The sequence below is a fragment of the Streptomyces sp. NPDC012510 genome (genome assembly GCF_042955065.1).
In the GTDB taxonomy this organism is placed as follows: Bacteria; Actinomycetota; Actinomycetes; order Streptomycetales; family Streptomycetaceae; genus Streptomyces.
Map to the genome: position 1 here is coordinate 132,595 of NZ_JBIBEN010000001.1, position 17,192 is coordinate 149,786.

Below are 17,192 nucleotides of genomic sequence, written 5' to 3' on the forward strand. Positions count from 1 at the left end.
GACCTGAGCGGAAGCGACCTGAGCCGCAACCCACCGGGGCCGTAGCCAACGGACACGAAGCCACCGAACCCGAAGCTACCGGGCGTCCATGGACGCGGTCGGGCTGCGCAGCTCCTCCGCCGCGTCCGCGACCCGCCTTATCAGCTCGAAGAACACCTCCCGTTCTTCCGCCGACAGGGGCGCGAGGAACACCTGGTTCATCCGGGCCGTGCGCACCGTGAGCCTGCGATGTGTGCGCACTCCGTCCTCCGTGAGCCGCAGCAGGAACCGCCGCCCGTCCTGGGGGTCGCGGACCTTGTCGAGCAGTCCCCGGCGACCGAGCCGGGTGATGACCTCGGACATCGTGGACCGGTCGAGCCCGACGCGCTCCCCCACGGTGCGCTGGTCCAGCCCCGGCTCGGCGACGAGCGTGTTGAGGACCGCGAACTGCGGCGAGGTGATCTCCTCGGAAACCATCACGTTCCACATCAGGTAGTGGGCCTGCTGCAACCGTCGGGCCAGGTGCCCGGGATGGGTGGAGAGGTCCACCGCGGCCATGCTCGCTCCTCGGTTCGGCTCAGTCGGACGATGTATGGGCAATTCGTTTGTGCACGGAATAATATCCGGCATCTCGCGCGGCATGTCCATGGCCGTGCACGCACTCGTTCCGCCTGGCTTCTCGGGCCTTGACGGGGAAGCCGACCAGTGGCAGCGTGAAGGAAACTTCACCCAATACTCAGTGCCCTGATTAACTGGTCACCGGGTGCTCGGACGAGATGGGGCCTCACGGATGGACAAGGTGGTCGCCACAGCCCTGGGGGCGGTGGCCGATGTGCCGGACGGCGCGACACTCGCCGTCGGGGGGTTCGGGCTGAGCGGTGTGCCGAACGTACTGATCCAGGCGTTGTACGAGCGCGGGGTCTCGGGGCTCGGAGTGGTGTCGAACAACTGTGGGGCCATGGAGTCCGGCCTCGCCGTCCTCCTCGCGGCGGCCCGCATCGCCCGGGTGACCGGTTCGTACATCGGGGCGAACAAGGAGTTCGCGCGGCAGTACCTCGCCGGTGAACTGGAGGTCGAGCTGATCCCGCAGGGCACGCTCGCCGAGCGGCTGCGCGCGGGCGGCGCGGGGATTCCGGCGTTCTTCACCCCGGCCGGCGTGGGTACCCAGGTCGCGGACGGCGGCCTTCCCTGGCGCTACGACGGCGACGGCGGCGTCGCCCTGGCCTCGCCGCCGAAGGAGGTCCGCGAGTTCGACGGCGTCGAGTACGTGCTGGAGCGCGGCATCCGCACCGACTTCGCGCTCGTCCGCGCCGCCAAGGGCGACCGGCACGGCAACCTGGTGTTCAACAAGTCCTCCCGTAACTTCAACCCGCTCGCGGCGATGGCGGGCAAGGTCACGATCGCCGAGGTGGAGGAGCTGGTGGAGCCGGGCGAGATCGAGCCGGACGCGGTGCATCTGCCCGGCGTCTTCGTCCAGCGCGTCATCGCCCTCACGCCCGAGCAGGCGGCCGACAAGAAGATCGAGCAGCGCACGGTTTCCGTGCCCGCGCCGCGAGGAACGGTGAGCGAGTGATGGCCTGGACACGCGAGCAGATGGCCGCCCGCGCCGCGCGCGAACTCGAGGACGGCCAGTACGTCAATCTGGGCATCGGTCTGCCGACGCTGATCCCGAACCACCTCCCCGAGGGCGTGGAGGTGGTCCTGGAGTCGGAGAACGGCATCCTGGGCACCGGCCCGTACCCGACGGAGGACCAGGTCGACCCCGATCTGATCAACGCGGGCAAGGAGACCGTGACGGTCCTGCCGGGTGCCTCCTTCTTCGACTCGGCACTGTCGTTCTCCATGATCCGCGGCGGTCACATCGATGTCGCGGTCCTCGGCGCGATGCAGGTCTCCGCCGGTGGCGACCTGGCCAACTGGGCCGTCCCCGGCAAGATGATCACCGGTATCGGCGGTGCCATGGACCTGGTCCACGGTGCCCGCACGGTCATCGTGGTCATGACCCACACCGCCAAGGACGGCTCGGCGAAGATCCTCGAGGAGTGCGCGCTGCCGCTGACCGGCAAGGCGTGCGTGGACCGGATCATCACCGACCTCGGCGTGCTCGATGTGACGGACGAGGGCCTGGTACTGGTGGAGACCGCGCCCGGTGTCACCGTCGAGGAGATCGTCGCGAAGACCGCCGCCGAGGTGCGCATCCCCGAGGAGATCCCGTCATGAGCAACGGTCCGAGCAACGGTCCGAAGGACGTCTACGTCGTCGACGCGGTCCGCACCCCGATCGGCCGCTACAACGGCGCGCTGGCGGGCGTGCGCCCGGACGACCTGGCCGCGCACGCCATCCGTGAGCTGCTCGCCCGCACACCGGACCTGGACCCGGCCCGCATCCAGGACGTGTACTTCGGCAACGCCAACGGCGCCGGCGAGGAGAACCGCAACGTCGGCCGTATGGCCGCGCTGCTGGCCGGTCTGCCCACCTCCGTGCCCGGCGTGACCGTCAACCGGCTGTGCGCCTCCGGCCTCGAAGCCGTGATCCAGGCCGCCCGCGCCATCGCGCTCGGCGACGCCTCCATCGCCCTGGCCGGCGGGGTCGAGTCCATGACCCGCGCCCCGTACGTCCTGCCCAAGAGCGACCGGCCCTACCCCGCCGGACACACCGAGCTGTACTCCACCACCCTGGGCTGGCGCATGGTCAACCCGGGCATGGACCCGCAGTGGACCATCCCGCTGGGCGAGTCGGCCGAGCTCATCGCCGACAAGCACAAGATCACCCGTGAGCAGCAGGACGAGTTCGCCCTCGCCTCCCACCAGAAGGCCGGCGAGGCGCGGGCCGAGGGCCGGTTCGACAGCGAGCTGGTGCCGGTCTCCCTTCCGCAGCGCAAGGGTGCCCCGGTCGTCTTCGGCGCCGACGAGTGCGTACGGGCCGACGCCTCCCTCACGGCCATGGCGAAGCTGAAGCCGTCGTTCCGCATCCCTGACGGGACGGTCACGGCCGGCAACGCCTCACCGCTCAACGACGGCGCCGCCGCCCTGCTCCTGGTCGACGAGGAAGGCCTGAAGGCCACCGGCCGTGAACCCCTCGCCCGCGTCTCGGCCACCGGCGTCCACGCCGTCGACCCGCACTACTTCGGCCTCGCCCCCGTCGAAGCCGTCAACCGGGCGCTCGCCAAGGCCGGCAGGAGCTTCGCCGACCTGGACGTGCTGGAGCTGAACGAGGCGTTCGCCGCACAGGTGCTCGGCTGTGTCGCCGAGTGGCCCGAGTTCGACCCGGCGATCCTCAACCCGCAAGGTGGTGCGATCGCTCTCGGCCATCCGCTGGGTGCGTCGGGTGCTCGGCTGGCCGGGACCGTCGCGCATCAGCTCGCGCGAAAGGGCTCGGGTGTCGGTGTCGCCACGCTGTGCATCGGTGTGGGGCAAGGACTCGCCCTCGTTCTGGAGCATTGAGCACCGCTTGCGACCGCGGGCCGTATGTGGCTGGTCGCGCAGTTCCCCGCACCCCTGACGGGGCACGACATCGACCCCGACTCATGACATGAACGTCAGGAACTCCCAGGACTCCCCATGACCCTCACCCAGCACGACATCGACCAGGAAATCGCGGCAGAACACGCCGCCTACGAGAAGCGGGTCGCCGACGGCGCCCCGGTGGAGCACCAGCCGCGCCGCGACTACGCCCCCTACCGGTCATCGGTGCTGCGGCACCCGAAGCAGCCGCCGATCCCCATCGACGTCACCAAGGACCCGGAACTGGTGGAGCTGTCCTCGCCCGCCTTCGGCGAACGGGACATCACCGAGATCGACAACGACCTGACCCGGCAGCACGCCGGCGAACCGATCGGCGAGCGCATCACCGTCTCCGGCCGGCTCCTGGACCGCGACGGGCGCCCGCTGCGCGGTCAACTGGTAGAGATCTGGCAGTCCAACTCGGCCGGCCGCTACGCCCACCAGCGCGAGCAGCACGACGCGCCGCTCGACCCGAACTTCACGGGCGTCGGCCGCACGCTGACCGACGACAACGGGCACTACCACTTCACGACCATCCAGCCGGGCCCTTACCCGTGGCGTCAGCACCTCAACGCCTGGCGGCCGGCCCACATCCACTTCTCGCTCTTCGGCTCGGCGTTCACGCAGCGGCTCGTGACGCAGATGTACTTCCCGAACGACCCGCTGTTCCCCTACGACCCGATCATCCAGTCGGTCACGGACGACGCGGCCCGGCAGCGGCTCGTCGCCACGTACGACCACAGCCTGTCCGTACCGGAGTTCTCGATGGGCTACCACTGGGACATCGTGCTCGACGGGCCCCGGGCCACCTGGATCGAAGAAGGGCGCTGACCTGCCATGACCAAGATCGACACAAGCCGTCCGGAGACGGTCCTCCCGACCCCGTCGCACACCGTGGGCCCTTTCTTCGGCCACGCCCTGCCGTTCCCCGGTGGCGGCGACATCGCCCCGGTCGGCCACCCCGGCACCATCGCCCTGCACGGACACATCTTCGACGGCGAAGGCAACCCCCTGCCGGACGCCTTCGTCGAGCTGTGGGGCCCCGACCCGGACGGCAACCTGCCCCGGGTCGACGGCTCGATGCGGCGCGACACGGCGAGCGGTGGCTTCATGGGCCGCAACGGTGTGGAGTTCACCGGCTGGGGGCGCTGCGAGACGGACATGAGCGGGCACTGGACGGCGCGCACGCTGCGGCCGGGCGCGCGGGGCCGCAACGCGCCGTACATCAGCGTGTGCGTCTTCGCGCGCGGCCTGCTCGTCCATCTGTTCACCCGCATCTATCTGCCGGGCGACGAGGCGGCGCTGGCCGCGGACCCGCTGCTCTCACGCGTGGACGAGGCGCGCCGGAGCACGCTGATCGCCGAGGACCAGGGCAACGGTACCTACCGTTTCGACATCCGCCTCCAGGGCGAGGGCGAGACGGTCTTCCTGGAGTTCCAGTGACTTCCGCCGACGCCGACGCCGGTCTGCTCGCCCCCGGGTGGACCGGTTCCCCGGCCGCGGTCGCGACGAGCGACACCGCCTACCTCCGGGCGCTCCTCGACGCCGAGGCCGCGCTGACCCGCGCCCAGGCCTCGCTCGGACTGGTCCCCGCCGCGGCAGGGAGGGCCGTGACCTCGGCGGCGGACGCCGCCGCCGGTGCCCTTGACGTCGGGTCGCTCGCGGAGCGGGCCCGCGCCGGCGGGAACCCCGTGATCCCGCTGGTCGCTGACCTGACCAAGGCGGTGGGCACGGAGTACGGGCCGTACGTCCATCGGGGCGCGACCAGCCAGGACATCATGGACACGGCGACGATGCTGGTCGCCGCGCGCACGCTCGACCTCGTGCTGGCCGACCTCTGCCGTACGGAGTCCACGCTGGCCGGGCTGGCCGCCGCGCACCGGGACACCGTGATGCCGGGCCGCACCCTCACCCAGCACGCTGTGCCGACCACCTTCGGGCTGAAGGCGGCGGGCTGGCGCTCCCTGGTCCTGGACACCAGGGACCGACTCACGGTCGTACGGGCCACTCTGCCCGCCCAACTCGGGGGTGCGGCGGGGACGTTGGCGGCCTTCACGGTCTTCCGACCGACCGAGGCCCACGCCCCCGTCGACCCGCTCGCCCTCGTCGCCGCCTACGCCCGCGAACTCGGCCTCCATGAGCCCGAGTTGCCCTGGCACACCCTGCGCACCCCGATCGCGGACCTCGCCGGAGGGCTGGCCTTCGCCGCGGGTGCCCTGGGGAAGATCGCGGTGGATGTGCTCACTCTGACCCGTACGGAGATCGCGGAGGTCTCCGAGGGCAGCGGCGGTGGTTCGTCGGCGATGCCGCACAAGGCCAACCCCGTACGGTCGACGCTGATCGCGGCGGCGGCTCGGCGGGCGCCCCAACTGGCGGCGACGCTGTACGGTGCGCCGACCGCCGAGGACGAACGGCCGGCTGGGGCATGGCACGCCGAGTGGGAGCCGTTGCGCGATCTGCTCCGACTGGTCGGTGGCGCCGCCCGGGACGCGGTGGAGCTCACCCGGGGACTCCGGGTGAACGTCGACATGATGCGCCGTCACCTGGACCTCACCCAGGGGCTGATCGTCTCCGAGCGGCTGGCCGCCGAGCTGGCCCCCGTACTCGGCCGCGCCCGCGCCGGGGAACTGCTCACACGCGCGGCCCGGCGTGTCCACTCCGAGGGCCGACCGCTGGGTGAACTGCTGGCAGAGGAGCCTGAGTTGCAGGATCTCGACCTCGTGGACCTCACCGACCCCGCCCGCTACACCGGCTGCGCCGGAGTTCTCACCGACCGTGCCCTGGAGCGACCTTGACCGAGAAGCTGCTCTACCACCGTGCGGAGGGCCCTGCCTCCGCTCCCCCGTTGCTGCTCGGCCCCTCCCTCGGCACCTCCGCCAAGCTGTGGGACAGGGTGGCACCAGAGCTGTCGATCACGCACCGGGTGATCCGCTGGGACCTGCCGGGACACGGCGACTCGGCCGCCGACCTGATCGCGCCGGGGGCGACGGTCGCCGACCTGGCCGGACTCGTGCTGGCCCTGGCGGACTCGCTGGGCGTAGAGCGGTTCGGGTACGCCGGTGTGTCCCTCGGCGGCGCGGTCGGTCTGCACCTGGCCGCGCACCACCCCGAGCGGATCTCATCCCTCGCCGTGATCTGCTCCTCCGCCCACTTCAACGGGGCCAAGCCTTGGCAGGAGCGTGCCGAGCTGGTGCGCGGGGAGGGGCTGGGCGGGCTCGCCGAGACGGCCGACTCCCGCTGGTTCACCCCCGGCTTCACGGTCCCGGAGCTGGTCGAGGACCACCGCAACGCCGACCCGGAAGCGTACGCCGCCTGCTGCGACGCGCTCGCCGCGTTCGACATCCGGGAGGAGCTGCCGCGGATCTCCGCGCCCACGCTCCTCGTCGCCGGCCGCCAGGACCCGGCGACGCCGCCGGCACATCTGCGGGAGATCGCGGACGCGGTGCCGGGGGCATCGCTCACGGAGATCTCGGGGGCCTCCCACCTCGCCCCCGCCGAGCGCCCGGAGGCCGTACTGGCGGCGCTGCGCGGGCACTTCGACGGCTTCGCCGAGCGCGGTATGGAGGTGCGCCGCCAGGTCCTCGGTGACACCCATGTGGACCGCGCCCAGTCCCGGCAGACCCCCTTCACGGCCCGCTTCCAGGACTTCATCTCCCGCTACGCCTGGGGCGAGATCTGGACCGACCCCACGCTCTCCCGGCGCGAACGCAGCATGATCACCCTGACCGCCCTGGTCGCCCACGGCCACTACGACGAACTGGCCATGCACATCCGGGCGGCCCGCCGCAACGGCCTCGCCCCGGAACACATCGCCGCCGTACTCCTGCAGACCGCCGTCTACTGCGGTGTCCCCGCGGCCAACTCGGCCTTCGCGACGGCTCAACGGGTCCTGGCGGAGGAGGAGACGGAGGAGGAGGCGGAGACGAAGGCGGAGGAGACGGCGGCGGAGGAGACGGGCGAGGCCTGAGGCCGCCCGTACCGCTCCGCTCAGCCGATGCGGTCGAGCGCCTCTCGCGCCTGCCCGGCCAACCCGTCGGCGCCGCAGGACTCGGCCAGGGTCAGGCCCCGCTCGAGTTCGGAGACGGAGCGGATGGTGATGCCGTACTCGACGCGGGCGGCCGCATGCTCGTACCCGGAGGGAGAGGCGGCCAGGTAGGTGACCGCCTGGGCGTAGAGGGAGGCGGCCTTGCGGCCGGTGGCGAGGGCCGCCTCAAGACGAATGGCTTCACCTATGGCGGTGTCCGTGCCGAAGCGCTCGGCACGGCGGCGGATGCTCGCGGCGAGTTCTGCGGCGCGGCGCGGATCCTCGGTGGCCAGGGACCTGGCGAGGGCGGCACCCCAGGTGGCGGTGACCGTGTTGTGGTGACCTCGGGCCGCGGTCGCCTTCTCGGCGGCCTCCAGTTCGTTGATGCCTTCCGCGGTGCGGCCCACGGCCAGGAGCAGGCGTCCCCGGACGGAGCGGGGTTCGGGCAGCACGATGGTGGAGGGGTACGGCGGCGCGAAGTTGTACTGCTCGGCGACCTTCCATGCCTCCTCGACGTGTCCGCGGACGAGCAGCGTGTCGACCAGGTTGCAGGTCGTGCTCCAGTACAGGGGCAGTCCGCGACCGACTTCCTCGGCGAGTACCAGCGACGTGCGCAGGGAACTCTCGGCGTCCTTGAGGCGGCCCCTCAATCGGTGTCCGAGCCCGACATAGGCGTGGGCCAGGGCGAGGTGACCGCCGCTCCACCCGGCGGACTCGTAGGTGCGCAGAGCGTCGGTGTACAGGCTCTCCGCCCGGTCGAGCCGGTCCGCGTAGGCGTACGCGGTGGCCAGCATCAGCAGGAGCTCGATGCCCCACTCGGTGTCGGTCCAGCCGAGACCGGGGGCGAGGCGGCCGTTGACAAGGGCGCGGTCGCAGAACGCGATGACCTCCTCGGCGTTCTCACCTCGTGTCATCGCGTCGAAGCCACGCAGGATGAGCAGTGCGCGTTCGGAGTTGTCCCTTCCCGTACAGGTCGCCGCGAGTGCGGCGAGCTCCTGGGAGTGCGTCGCCGGGAGCTCCTCGCCCGCGTGCACGCCCTCCCACATATAGCGCGCGGCCTGGAGCCGCATCCTGGCGGATCCGGGCTCCAGCCTGGCGATCTCGGCATCGACCGTACGGATCGCCTCGCCCAACTGGTCGTTGTGGAGCAGCGCCTGGGAGAGGCGGAAGACGGCGTCCACTCGTTCGGTGCTGTCGAGGCCCGGTTCGGCGAGGGCCGCGCGGAGATAGTCGACGGTGGTGCCAGGTGAGGTGAGGAGGGTGGCGCAGCCCAGCTCGTAGAGCACGCGGACCCGGATGTCCGGCAGCGGCGGCTCCTTCAGGGCTCGCTCCAGACAGCGGCGGGCGGCGTCCGGGGCGCCCACGGCGAGGTGCTCCGCCGCGGCGGCCCGCAACTGCTCGACCAGATCGGCCTCGCCGTCCGGATGTACTTCGATGAGGTGGCGGGAGGCCGCGGCCGCACCACGCCCCGACTCGGTGACGGCGGTCGCGGCTACGCCGTGGAACGCGGTGCGGATGCCGGACGGGATCGAGTCGTAGACAGCGGTGGCGATCAGCGGGTGAACGAACTCCAAATCCCCGTCGTCCGCCCGCCGGTTGGAGGGATCGGGCTCGGTGAGGATGCGGGCCGAGGTCAGCAACTCGGCGCAGAGCACCGCCCTTTCCCGGGGCAGACTGGCAAGGCGGGCCACGATGTCCACCGTGATGCCGGTGTGCAGGATGGCCGCCGCCCAGGCGAAGCGGGTGGCTTCGACGCCGAGTTCCTCCAGGCGGGCGACCAGGCCGTGGCCCCGGGCGGAGCGGTTCAGGGCGCGCAGTTCGCCGGCCGAGTCCTCGACCGGTGGCAGTCCGCTGTCCTTCACCTTGGCGAGGAGTTCGACGGTGTTGTACGCGTTGCCGCCGGTCACCGCCCACACCTCGCGGCAGAACGGGTCGTCGGCGTGCCGGCCGACCGTGGCGCGGGTGAGCCCGGCGGTGGCGTCGGGCGTGAGCGCGTTGAGCGTGGTGACCGGGCGGGCCTTGGCTGCGATCCGGGTGAGGTGGCGAGCCCGCTCCCCGGTCGCCTCCCCGGGACGGCGGGCCACGACGACGAGGACGCACATCTCCGTCAGGCGGTCGGCGACGGCGGAGAGCCAGTGCAGGGTCTCCTGGTCCGCCCAGTGGGCGTCGTCGATGAGCAGCACGAGCGGCCAGGTCCGCCTCGCCAGCCGGTTCGCCGCGGCGACCAGCCCGTCGCACACGGCCTGCGGATCGGTCTGGCCCTCGCCCGGCTCGGTGAGTCCGAGAGCGGGTCCGGCGATGTCGTACCAGTCGCCCAGGTACTCGCGCCTCTCCTCTTCCATCAGGCCCAGCAGCGCGGGCTGCAGCAACTGCCGTACGACGTTGAAGGGGACGGAGGTGACGGTCTCGCCGCCGCGTGCGTACCAGGCGGTGCAGCCGCGCTCCTCGGCGATCCGGCGGGCCTCGGCGAGGAGCGCGGTCTTGCCGATGCCCGCCTCACCGCTGATCACCAGGACGCTGCCCGGGGACGCCTTGTCGACCCGGAGTTCGTCGATCGCCTGGGTGATGGCGTCGATCTCCGCTTCGCGCTCCCACAGGGAAGCCGAGGCGGCCGCACCGGGCCGTGCCTCCGTCATCCCGCTACCTCCCCAGGTCGCCCAAAAGACGTACTGGTCATCGAGCGTAGCCCTCCGGCAGCCGAAGTGGAGGCCGGTCAGGGCACCTCTTGCCGTGTCGGGTGACACCGCAGGGCTCGGAGGCGACGCATTCGGCCGCTCACCTCGGGCGTAGAACGTGATGACCGGTCAACTGCGTGTGTCGTGGGCCCCCTTCACTGAGGCATGGCGCGGAGCCGGGAGGTGTACCGCCGCGGGCGACGACGTGGGGGGTGTCCTGGGGGCGGTGACACCGGGTCGCCACGGCCTGCGCCGAGTGCGGCGCACCATCCGGTGGAGCCACGGGCGACTGTCGTGGTCCGATCCGAGCGGTGGGCCGGGCGTCCGGCCGCGGGCAGTGATCAAACGGGGGGCAGGGGCGACGGGGGCGGCCACCCGGTCGGTCAGCAGGGCAGCGGGGCAGCGGGGCGGACGGGGGATCGGTCGGTGGACGGGAAATCGTCGGTGGCAGCGAATCGGACGGCGGACGGAGTCCGTGTCGGCGGACGGAGTCCGTGTCGGCGGACGGAGTCCGTGTCGGCGGACGGATTGGTGTCCGCCGACGGAGCTTCGGCGGTGGACGTATCCCGGTCGGTGGACGGAGCCCGGTCGGTGGGCCGGGAATCGCGTGAGGGGCGGGACTCGGTGGCGGGACGGGAATCCGACGGGGCGGGGAAACCGGCGGGGCGGCCGCGAGGAAATCGGGCGGCCGGTGGCCGAATCGGGCAGTGGACGGGGTGAATCGCGGGCCCTCTCATCCGCTTTTCACTCCGGCCTCATACGGTGGCCCCATGACGCAGGTGACTCCTCCCGGCTGGTATCCCGATCCCGGGCAGACAAGTGACGCGCCCGCCACCGAGCGCTGGTGGGACGGCAAGGCGTGGACGGACCAGATCCGGCCCGTCGGTTCGGCCGCCGGATTCGGCCCACCGGCCTATCCGCCGGGGGCCGGGCCGTACCCGCCGGGGGCCGGGGCCCATCCCGGGTACCCGGCATACCCGGCGTACCCGGTCGCGGCTCCGAAGCGCGGCCTGCGCACCGGGATAGCCGTCGCCGTGGCGGCGGCGGTCCTGGCCAGCATCGGAGTAGGTGTGTACGCGCTGACCAGCAACGACGGTGGCAGTGACGGCAGTACGACGTCACAGGGCACCGGCGGGCAGAACGGCCGCGGCGGTGGTGACGGCGGGCAGGGCGGGCCGGGCGACAACTCCGGGGGCCAGGGCGGACCGGGCGGGTCGGGCGGTTCCGGCGGACAGAGTCCGCCCCCCGACCAGTCGCTGCCGCCCCAGGAGAAGGGGTACGCCACCGACGCGGCCAGCGGCATCAGCATCCCGGTGCCCGACGGCTGGGTCACCTCGCCCCTCCCGCAGGGCGCCCAGGTGACGACCGAGGCGTCGTACGAGTGCCCGGCCGACCCCTCGAAGACCTGCACCCGGGGCGGCGCCTACTCGATGCCCGCCGAGCTGCTGAAGCTGAAGGCCACCACGGCGGAGGCGGCGGCCAAGGAGGACATCTCCGCGAACGCCGAGGACGCCTACGGCAGCGAGGGCTACGGGAAGATCACCTCGCACGAGGAGCTGGCCTCCAAGGCGGTGACGGTGGCCGGTGAGAAGGGCTACTACGTCCGCTGGAAGGTGATCACGGGCAAGGGTGACGACGGCTATGTCGAGTCGCTGGCCTTCCCGTCCCCGGCCGACTCGTCGAAGCTCGTCGTGGTCCGCTTCGGCATCGACGTCAGCGACGAGGCACCCAAGCAGTCGATCATCGACACCATCACCCAGGGCATCAAGGAGGCGGCGATCAGCGGCGGGGGCAGCGGCCAGGACGTGTGATCCTTCCCGCCCCGGTACGCCCCCGCCCGGAGAGGACCGAATGCCCCACCCCGCACGAGTCGGCCGGGTGGGGTTCCCCTCCGCTCCAGAGGAACCCCACCCGGCCGGGGTACGCGCCGCCCCCGTCCCCACGGTGCGGCGCGATCAGGTCGTCGTCCGGTCGGTCAACGGACGCCGGCCTGAGTCTCACGCGAGGCCGAGCGTCGGGAGCACGGCCGCCTCCATGAACTTGGTGATGTACGCCTCGTCCGCGTCCTGCCCCTCCAGGACCGGGCGGGCCCGCAGGACGCCGAAGATCTGGGCCGGAATGAACTCCAGCGCCGGGTGGTCCGCGGGTACCTCGCCGCGGGCCACCGCTCGGCCGATCATCGTCCTGAGGGCCTCTATCTCAGGCTCGACCAGCGCGTCCCGCAGGGCCGCATTCAGCTCCTCGTCCTGGACGACGGCATGGCCGAGCGCCTGGAAGAGCCGACCCTCCAGAAAGTAGCCCTCCCCGGCGTGCCGGGCCACTTCCCGCAGGTCACCGGCGAGGGTGCCGGTGTCGATTCCCCCGAAGCGGACGTTGCGGCGCGCGCGCAGCGCTGCCGCCACGAACTGCGGCTTCGTCTTCCACTGCCGGTAGAGCGTCGACTTGCTGCAGCGTGTGCTCGCTGCGACGCCCTCCATGGTCACCGAGTCGTAGCCGCACTCACGGATCCGTTCGAGCACGGCGTCGAAGAACTCCTGCTCACGCTCGGGCGTGAGTTTGGAGCGGCGCGAGGCGACGGCCGTCTCCGGCCTGTCCGCTGCCTGCGACGTCATGGCTCCTGTCTCCTTCGGTCGTCCCCATGCCGAAAAGCCCGTCGATACGCCACTGTACCGGAACGCCATCGTTTCGGTACAGTGGCGTATCGATACAAATTCGTTTCGGTACAGCGGCGTATCGGTACTGCCGCGTATCGATCGCTTGTACCGCCAACGGAACGAGCGCCACCAGCGCCACCAGCGCCGTCAGTGAAAGGGCCGGGGGATGGAATGCCGCACCGAGCCTGCGCGAGAGCGGGGCGCCGCCATGGAGCGGCCGCCCGTCGTCGGTGAGTTCCTGCTCGTCGCAGGGCTCTTCCTCGTCTACAAGTTCGGCCGGAGGCTGGCCGACGGCCACACCACCGAGGCCTTGGGCAACGCCCACCGGGTGTGGGACTGGGAGCGGGCCCTGCATCTGCCGGGCGAGGGATCCGTACAGTCGGCGCTGCTGCACGGCGACACCCTGGTCCACCTCGCGAACGTCTCCTACGCGCCCGTCCATTTCCCGGCCACCGCGGCCTTCCTGATCTGGCTCTGTCTGCGGCGCCCGGCACACTACGTCCGGGCGCGCCGTGTCCCCCGGTGTCGGTGGCTCTGGCTGCTGCACCCGCTGGTGCCCCTGCTGGTGATCGTCGGCACCGCGAACCACTACTGGCTGGACTCGGTCGTGGCGGGCGTCCTGCTGGCCGTCGCCCCGGCCGTGGTCCAGCACCCGCACCGGACGGCCACGACGGCCGGGCGGCGCGCCGAGGTCCTCGTACCGGCCGAGGAGCCCGTCCTGGTCGGAGCGGGCCGATGAACGCCACCGCGGTCGCCGTCGCCCTGTCCCTGGTCTCCGCCGTCGCTTACGCGGCCGCAGCCGTGGCCCAGGAACGGCTCGCCTCCCGCAGCGCCGACACGGGTGTGCGGCGCATGTTTGCCAGTGGTGCCTGGTGGAGTTCGGTCGCGCTGAACGCCGGTGCCGCGCTGCTGCACGTGGTGGCCCTCAAGTACGGCCCCCTCACCGTCGTGCAGCCCCTCGGCGCGCTCACGCTCGTGGCCGCGGTGCCGCTCGGGGCTCGGATGGCCGGGCGGCGGGTCACCGCGACGGAGTGGCGGGGCACCGCGCTCACCCTGGCCGGGCTCGGGGCGATCCTGATCGCGGCGTCGGGGCCCGCCCCGGACGACGTGCTGAGCGTCGCGGAGGCCCTCGCCGTGGCCGGTGCCACGGCTGCCCTGATCGGTCTCCTGTCGCGTCCCGGCACCAGGCCCGGGCTGCGTCACGCCGCCGCGTCCGGTATGGCCTCGGGGGTCGCCTCCGCCCTCACTCAGACGGTGACGGTCGCCGCGACGGACCGCTCGGGCGCCCTGCTCGGCGTCCAGGTGATCGGGGTGGCCCTCCTGGTCGCGGCGTTCGCCGTGGGCGGCCTCCTGCTCTCCCAGACCGCGTATCGGGGTGGACTCGGCGCCCCCCTCGCGGTCGTCACCCTCGCCAACCCCCTGGCGGCCGCCGTGATCGGCCTCTCCCTCCTCGGCGAGGGCCTGCGCGGTGGCGCCGCGGGAGTGCTGCTCGCCCTGACGGGGGCGGTGGTGGCCGCGCGAGGCGTGGTCCTGCTGACCCGGGTGACGCACACGGCGCCGGCGCCGGTGGACGACGACCACCCGGTGGCGGCGGTACTGGCCCTGGAACCCCGCCACGCCCCGGCGGAACCCTCACTCCTCCCACAGCGACCGGGGGCACCGACACCGGCGCCGGGCCACCTCACCCCTCTCTGAGACCGGGATGCGCTTACCGGCGCTGACAGGGCGCCGCCGCGCCCACCCGTGCCGCCCAGCGGAGATGCACGCCTACGGAGAACGCACGCCGGTCACCTCCCCGCCGTCGCATGTGTCAGTACGGGCATGTGTCAGTGCGGGCATGTGCCAGTGCGGGCATGTGCCAGTACGGGCATGTGCCAGTACGGGCATGTGCCAGTACGGGCATGTGCCAGTACGGGCATGTGCCAGTACGGGCTTTGAGAATGGCGGCGAGCCGGGCGGACCACTGACGTTCGGCAATGGCGAGACCGCGCTCCAGCGTCTCGACGAGCACCGTCCGGCTCACCGACTCTACCGTCGGCTCGGTGCCCCGGGCGGGGCCGCCTCCCTTGCGTACCCGACAGTCAAGGCCGAGGTGAACCATTCCTCAAGGCTCAGCGGGAGTGAGTCCTGTCGCCAGGACTCATGCTCAGCCGGGCGCCCGAACGGTGTTGGGCGTTCTGGTCTCCGCGTTCGCTCCGCGTCCGGCGCGCACGGATCGTGTCCGTGGTTCGGGAATGCGGGGGCGGGAATCCTTACGCCCCGAGGTTATTGGTGGGGCCTGGACGGTCCGATGCCCGTACCCATCGCTCTGGTGGGTACGGGGCGGTGCCGTCCGTCGCCGGATCGGATGCCTCAGCGCGCCTGCCGATCGGCGGAGCACCTCGGAGAACGATTCGCCATGGACGTCTTGTGTGGCCTCGATCCATCCCTCGTCGATGTCGACCCCAGGATCCGTACCACGCCCTGGCGCTGGCGGCGGCCAGTGGTACCTGGCCAGCACTGCCTACACGCGGCTCATGGGGCCGTACGTCACCCGTTGTCCAGCAGAACGGCACGGGGCGCGGCCGGTGTTCGCCACCCCGCTCGCCCTCGATCGCCGGTAGCCCGGCGGCCGGTTTCGATGTCTATCAGCAGGGTGCCGTAGCCCTGGCCTCGTCGGCAGGAAGGGCACGGGACTGGTCGTCCCCAGCGCGCCGACCGGGCCGATGACGGGCCGCGCGGTAGCCCTCAGTGAGTCGCTGGCTCTACACGCGCCCTCGTGGCATAGCCATTGAGTGTTCCACGATCACGGGGAAGGCCGGGAAACCTCACCGGCGTGCAGGTCGGTCAGTGCCGCGGAGAGCAGCATCTGATCGACGGTTGCGTACTGCCACCGGGGTTGAGCAAGTTCCGCCGGCCAAATGCCGCCGCTCGGAGCGACGATCAGGCATTGAGGTCTTCTCAGCAACGCGATGGTTGCGGTGCGTGATCGCCCAGCGTGCGCGGGATGGTGACCTGGCGTCAGATATGCGTGGTGCCCTTGATAGGAACGAGTCTGCCAAGATCACGTTCCGTACAACCAGAGGCTCCACGTGCCCTCCAGATCACCTACACCGCTGTCCTGGATGTCCGCAGGGCGACCGCCGAGCATCTCGCGAAGCTGCTGCGCGGGCATCGTGCGCTGCTCGGGACCCGCAGGGGGCACTCGCGCGCTGGGCGTCTTCAGGCAGGCGGTGCTCGTGCTGCGCTGGTTCGTCGACGGCACCCGGCTGGCCCAGCTCGCCCGGGACAACGGCATCTCGGTGCCGACCGGCTACCGCTACCTGCACGAAGGGCTGACGGTACTCGCCGACCATGCGCCCGACTTGTCCACCGCCCTGGAGCGGGCGGCGACAGCCGGGTACACCCACCTCAATCTGGACGGCACGGTCATCCGCACCGACCGGGTGGCCGCCGCCGGCCCCAACGGCGCGGACCTGTGGTGGTCGGGCAAGCACGAGCACCACGGAGGGAACGTGCAGGTCGTCGCCGCCCCGGACGGCTGGCCCATCTGGGTCTCCCCGGTCCGCCCGGGCCGCGAGCACGACACCACCTGCGCCCGCGCCCACGGCCTGGTCGACGTCCTGAACCGGCTCGCCGTCACCCTGGGCATCCCCACTCTGACCGACCTCGGCCACGAGAACGCCGCCGACGGCTTCCGCCACCCGGTCAAATAGCCCAGGGGAGGCGAACTCACCTTGGTCGCGCCGGTGAACAGGGGCGAACCGGCGGGTAAGACGTCCGGTCAGGGTGAGGGCAGGCTGAGGGCCGGCAGGACAGTGACGTTCTCCCCGGAGTGCCGCATGTGTTCTTGGTCGATCCTGTGGCGGGCCATCCATTCCCCCGCGTCACGACTGACATGAGAGCGGCCTGGCCCGCGGAGACAGACCGCGCGGACCTCGTTGTCCAGACAGGAACGGCACCATGTCGGCCTTGGTGAAGAACAGGTGCGAGTTGAGCAGCCGGAAGCCGCCCAGCGCGACAGCCTCCTTGTGCCGACGGCGGTACTCCGGGGTGACAGGCCCGTGGTGCGCAATGCACCAGAGCACGTTCTCAAGCCGCCCCCAGCCGCTGCTCTCGGGATCCATGCCCTGCTCGGCGAGGCGCTCACGACCGGCGAGTCCGGCGAGCGCGCCGCTGAGGGCGAGTCCGGCGGACTGGACGCGTCGTACCGGGATGCCGGCCGACGCGGCGGCGTCCGGCATCTCCCCGACCGCGCGCAGGTGGAAGCCGAAGGTCGTGCGGTAGAAGACACAGCAAGGCCCTGAGCAGCCCATTCGCAGAGACGCTTCCGTCTGACAGAAGCCGCCTTGCGCGGCCACCGCGGCCGTCAGGAACC

At 71.6% G+C, this 17,192-nt stretch carries 14 protein-coding genes and 1 pseudogene; 11 read left to right on the forward strand and 4 right to left on the reverse strand.

Annotation, left to right across the window (positions count from 1 at the left end):
* Positions 1-75: 75 nt before the first annotated feature.
* Positions 76-537 (reverse strand): MarR family transcriptional regulator, encoded by a 462-nt coding sequence (locus tag ACFY9I_RS00570; RefSeq protein ID WP_390994612.1) that lies wholly within the window; start codon positions 535-537, stop codon positions 76-78.
* 232 nt (positions 538-769) lie between these two features.
* Here ACFY9I_RS00570 and ACFY9I_RS00575 point away from each other — a divergent pair, with 232 nt between their 5' ends.
* The 7 genes from ACFY9I_RS00575 to pcaD all read left to right on the forward strand — a co-directional run bounded on the left by ACFY9I_RS00575 (position 770) and on the right by pcaD (position 7,449).
* The gene (locus ACFY9I_RS00575) at positions 770-1,552 is read left to right on the forward strand and encodes a 3-oxoacid CoA-transferase subunit A (protein WP_390994615.1); all 783 of its coding nucleotides are present in this window, start codon (positions 770-772) and stop codon (positions 1,550-1,552) included.
* Entirely contained in the window at positions 1,552-2,199 is a 648-nt protein-coding gene (locus tag ACFY9I_RS00580; RefSeq protein ID WP_390994617.1) for a 3-oxoacid CoA-transferase subunit B, read from the forward strand. Before ACFY9I_RS00575 ends, ACFY9I_RS00580 begins: the two co-directional genes overlap by 1 nt.
* Positions 2,196-3,422: an acetyl-CoA C-acyltransferase gene (locus ACFY9I_RS00585; RefSeq protein WP_390994620.1), complete on the forward strand. Its 1,227-nt coding sequence runs from the start codon at positions 2,196-2,198 to the stop codon at positions 3,420-3,422. The genes ACFY9I_RS00580 and ACFY9I_RS00585 overlap by 4 nt, the downstream gene beginning before the upstream one ends.
* A 117-nt stretch (positions 3,423-3,539) precedes the next feature.
* Entirely contained in the window at positions 3,540-4,313 is a 774-nt protein-coding gene (gene pcaH / locus ACFY9I_RS00590) for a protocatechuate 3,4-dioxygenase subunit beta (RefSeq protein ID WP_390994622.1), read from the forward strand.
* Between the two features lie 6 nt (positions 4,314-4,319).
* The gene (pcaG, locus tag ACFY9I_RS00595; RefSeq protein WP_390994625.1) at positions 4,320-4,925 is read left to right on the forward strand and encodes a protocatechuate 3,4-dioxygenase subunit alpha; all 606 of its coding nucleotides are present in this window, start codon (positions 4,320-4,322) and stop codon (positions 4,923-4,925) included.
* A complete protein-coding gene (gene pcaB, locus ACFY9I_RS00600) occupies positions 4,922-6,277 on the forward strand; it encodes a 3-carboxy-cis,cis-muconate cycloisomerase (protein ID WP_390994627.1) in 1,356 nt (451 codons plus the stop codon). Before pcaG ends, pcaB begins: the two co-directional genes overlap by 4 nt.
* Complete coding sequence (gene pcaD, locus ACFY9I_RS00605; RefSeq protein WP_390994630.1) at positions 6,274-7,449, forward strand: 3-oxoadipate enol-lactonase; 1,176 nt, start codon at positions 6,274-6,276, stop codon at positions 7,447-7,449. Before pcaB ends, pcaD begins: the two co-directional genes overlap by 4 nt.
* A gap of 20 nt (positions 7,450-7,469) precedes the next feature.
* Here the strand turns inward: pcaD and ACFY9I_RS00610 are convergent, their stop codons facing one another.
* On the reverse strand, positions 7,470-10,142 hold the full coding sequence (locus ACFY9I_RS00610) for an AAA family ATPase (protein ID WP_390994633.1): 2,673 nt from the start codon (positions 10,140-10,142) through the stop codon (positions 7,470-7,472).
* Positions 10,143-10,951: 809 nt separating this feature from the next.
* Between ACFY9I_RS00610 and ACFY9I_RS00615 the strand changes: the two genes are divergently transcribed.
* Positions 10,952-11,992 carry a DUF2510 domain-containing protein gene (locus ACFY9I_RS00615; protein WP_390994636.1) on the forward strand — a complete coding sequence of 347 codons (1,041 nt, stop codon included), beginning with the start codon at positions 10,952-10,954 and terminating at the stop codon, positions 11,990-11,992.
* Positions 11,993-12,178: 186 nt separating this feature from the next.
* Here ACFY9I_RS00615 and ACFY9I_RS00620 read toward each other — a convergent pair whose 3' ends face one another.
* On the reverse strand, positions 12,179-12,793 hold the full coding sequence (locus ACFY9I_RS00620) for a TetR/AcrR family transcriptional regulator C-terminal ligand-binding domain-containing protein (RefSeq protein WP_390994639.1): 615 nt from the start codon (positions 12,791-12,793) through the stop codon (positions 12,179-12,181).
* 208 nt (positions 12,794-13,001) lie between these two features.
* Between ACFY9I_RS00620 and ACFY9I_RS00625 the strand changes: the two genes are divergently transcribed.
* The 3 genes and pseudogenes from ACFY9I_RS00625 to ACFY9I_RS00635 all read left to right on the forward strand — a co-directional run.
* Positions 13,002-13,574, forward strand: a complete 573-nt coding sequence (locus ACFY9I_RS00625) for a phosphatase PAP2 family protein (protein ID WP_390994641.1) — start codon at positions 13,002-13,004, stop codon at positions 13,572-13,574.
* On the forward strand, positions 13,571-14,530 hold the full coding sequence (locus ACFY9I_RS00630; RefSeq protein ID WP_390994643.1) for a hypothetical protein: 960 nt from the start codon (positions 13,571-13,573) through the stop codon (positions 14,528-14,530). Before ACFY9I_RS00625 ends, ACFY9I_RS00630 begins: the two co-directional genes overlap by 4 nt.
* A gap of 1,387 nt (positions 14,531-15,917) precedes the next feature.
* Positions 15,918-16,527, forward strand: a pseudogene (locus ACFY9I_RS00635) (transposase family protein); the annotation flags it as partial.
* Positions 16,528-16,701: 174 nt separating this feature from the next.
* On the opposite strand, the gene ACFY9I_RS00640 reads toward ACFY9I_RS00635, so the two are convergent.
* Positions 16,702-17,130 carry a hypothetical protein gene (locus ACFY9I_RS00640; protein WP_390994646.1) on the reverse strand — a complete coding sequence of 143 codons (429 nt, stop codon included), beginning with the start codon at positions 17,128-17,130 and terminating at the stop codon, positions 16,702-16,704.
* Positions 17,131-17,192 lie beyond the last annotated feature (62 nt).

Coding starts and splice junctions, on each gene's coding strand:
- ACFY9I_RS00625 (WP_390994641.1), top strand. CDS start 13,002: ATGGAATGCCGCACCGAGCCTGCGCGAGAGCGGGGCGCCGCCATGGAG.
- ACFY9I_RS00640 (WP_390994646.1), bottom strand. CDS start 17,130: ATGGGCTGCTCAGGGCCTTGCTGTGTCTTCTACCGCACGACCTTCGGC.
- ACFY9I_RS00610 (WP_390994633.1), bottom strand. CDS start 10,142: ATGACGGAGGCACGGCCCGGTGCGGCCGCCTCGGCTTCCCTGTGGGAG.
- pcaG (WP_390994625.1), top strand. CDS start 4,320: ATGACCAAGATCGACACAAGCCGTCCGGAGACGGTCCTCCCGACCCCG.
- ACFY9I_RS00570 (WP_390994612.1), bottom strand. CDS start 537: ATGGCCGCGGTGGACCTCTCCACCCATCCCGGGCACCTGGCCCGACGG.
- ACFY9I_RS00630 (WP_390994643.1), top strand. CDS start 13,571: ATGAACGCCACCGCGGTCGCCGTCGCCCTGTCCCTGGTCTCCGCCGTC.
- ACFY9I_RS00580 (WP_390994617.1), top strand. CDS start 1,552: ATGGCCTGGACACGCGAGCAGATGGCCGCCCGCGCCGCGCGCGAACTC.
- ACFY9I_RS00615 (WP_390994636.1), top strand. CDS start 10,952: ATGACGCAGGTGACTCCTCCCGGCTGGTATCCCGATCCCGGGCAGACA.
- ACFY9I_RS00575 (WP_390994615.1), top strand. CDS start 770: ATGGACAAGGTGGTCGCCACAGCCCTGGGGGCGGTGGCCGATGTGCCG.
- ACFY9I_RS00585 (WP_390994620.1), top strand. CDS start 2,196: ATGAGCAACGGTCCGAGCAACGGTCCGAAGGACGTCTACGTCGTCGAC.
- pcaH (WP_390994622.1), top strand. CDS start 3,540: ATGACCCTCACCCAGCACGACATCGACCAGGAAATCGCGGCAGAACAC.
- ACFY9I_RS00620 (WP_390994639.1), bottom strand. CDS start 12,793: ATGACGTCGCAGGCAGCGGACAGGCCGGAGACGGCCGTCGCCTCGCGC.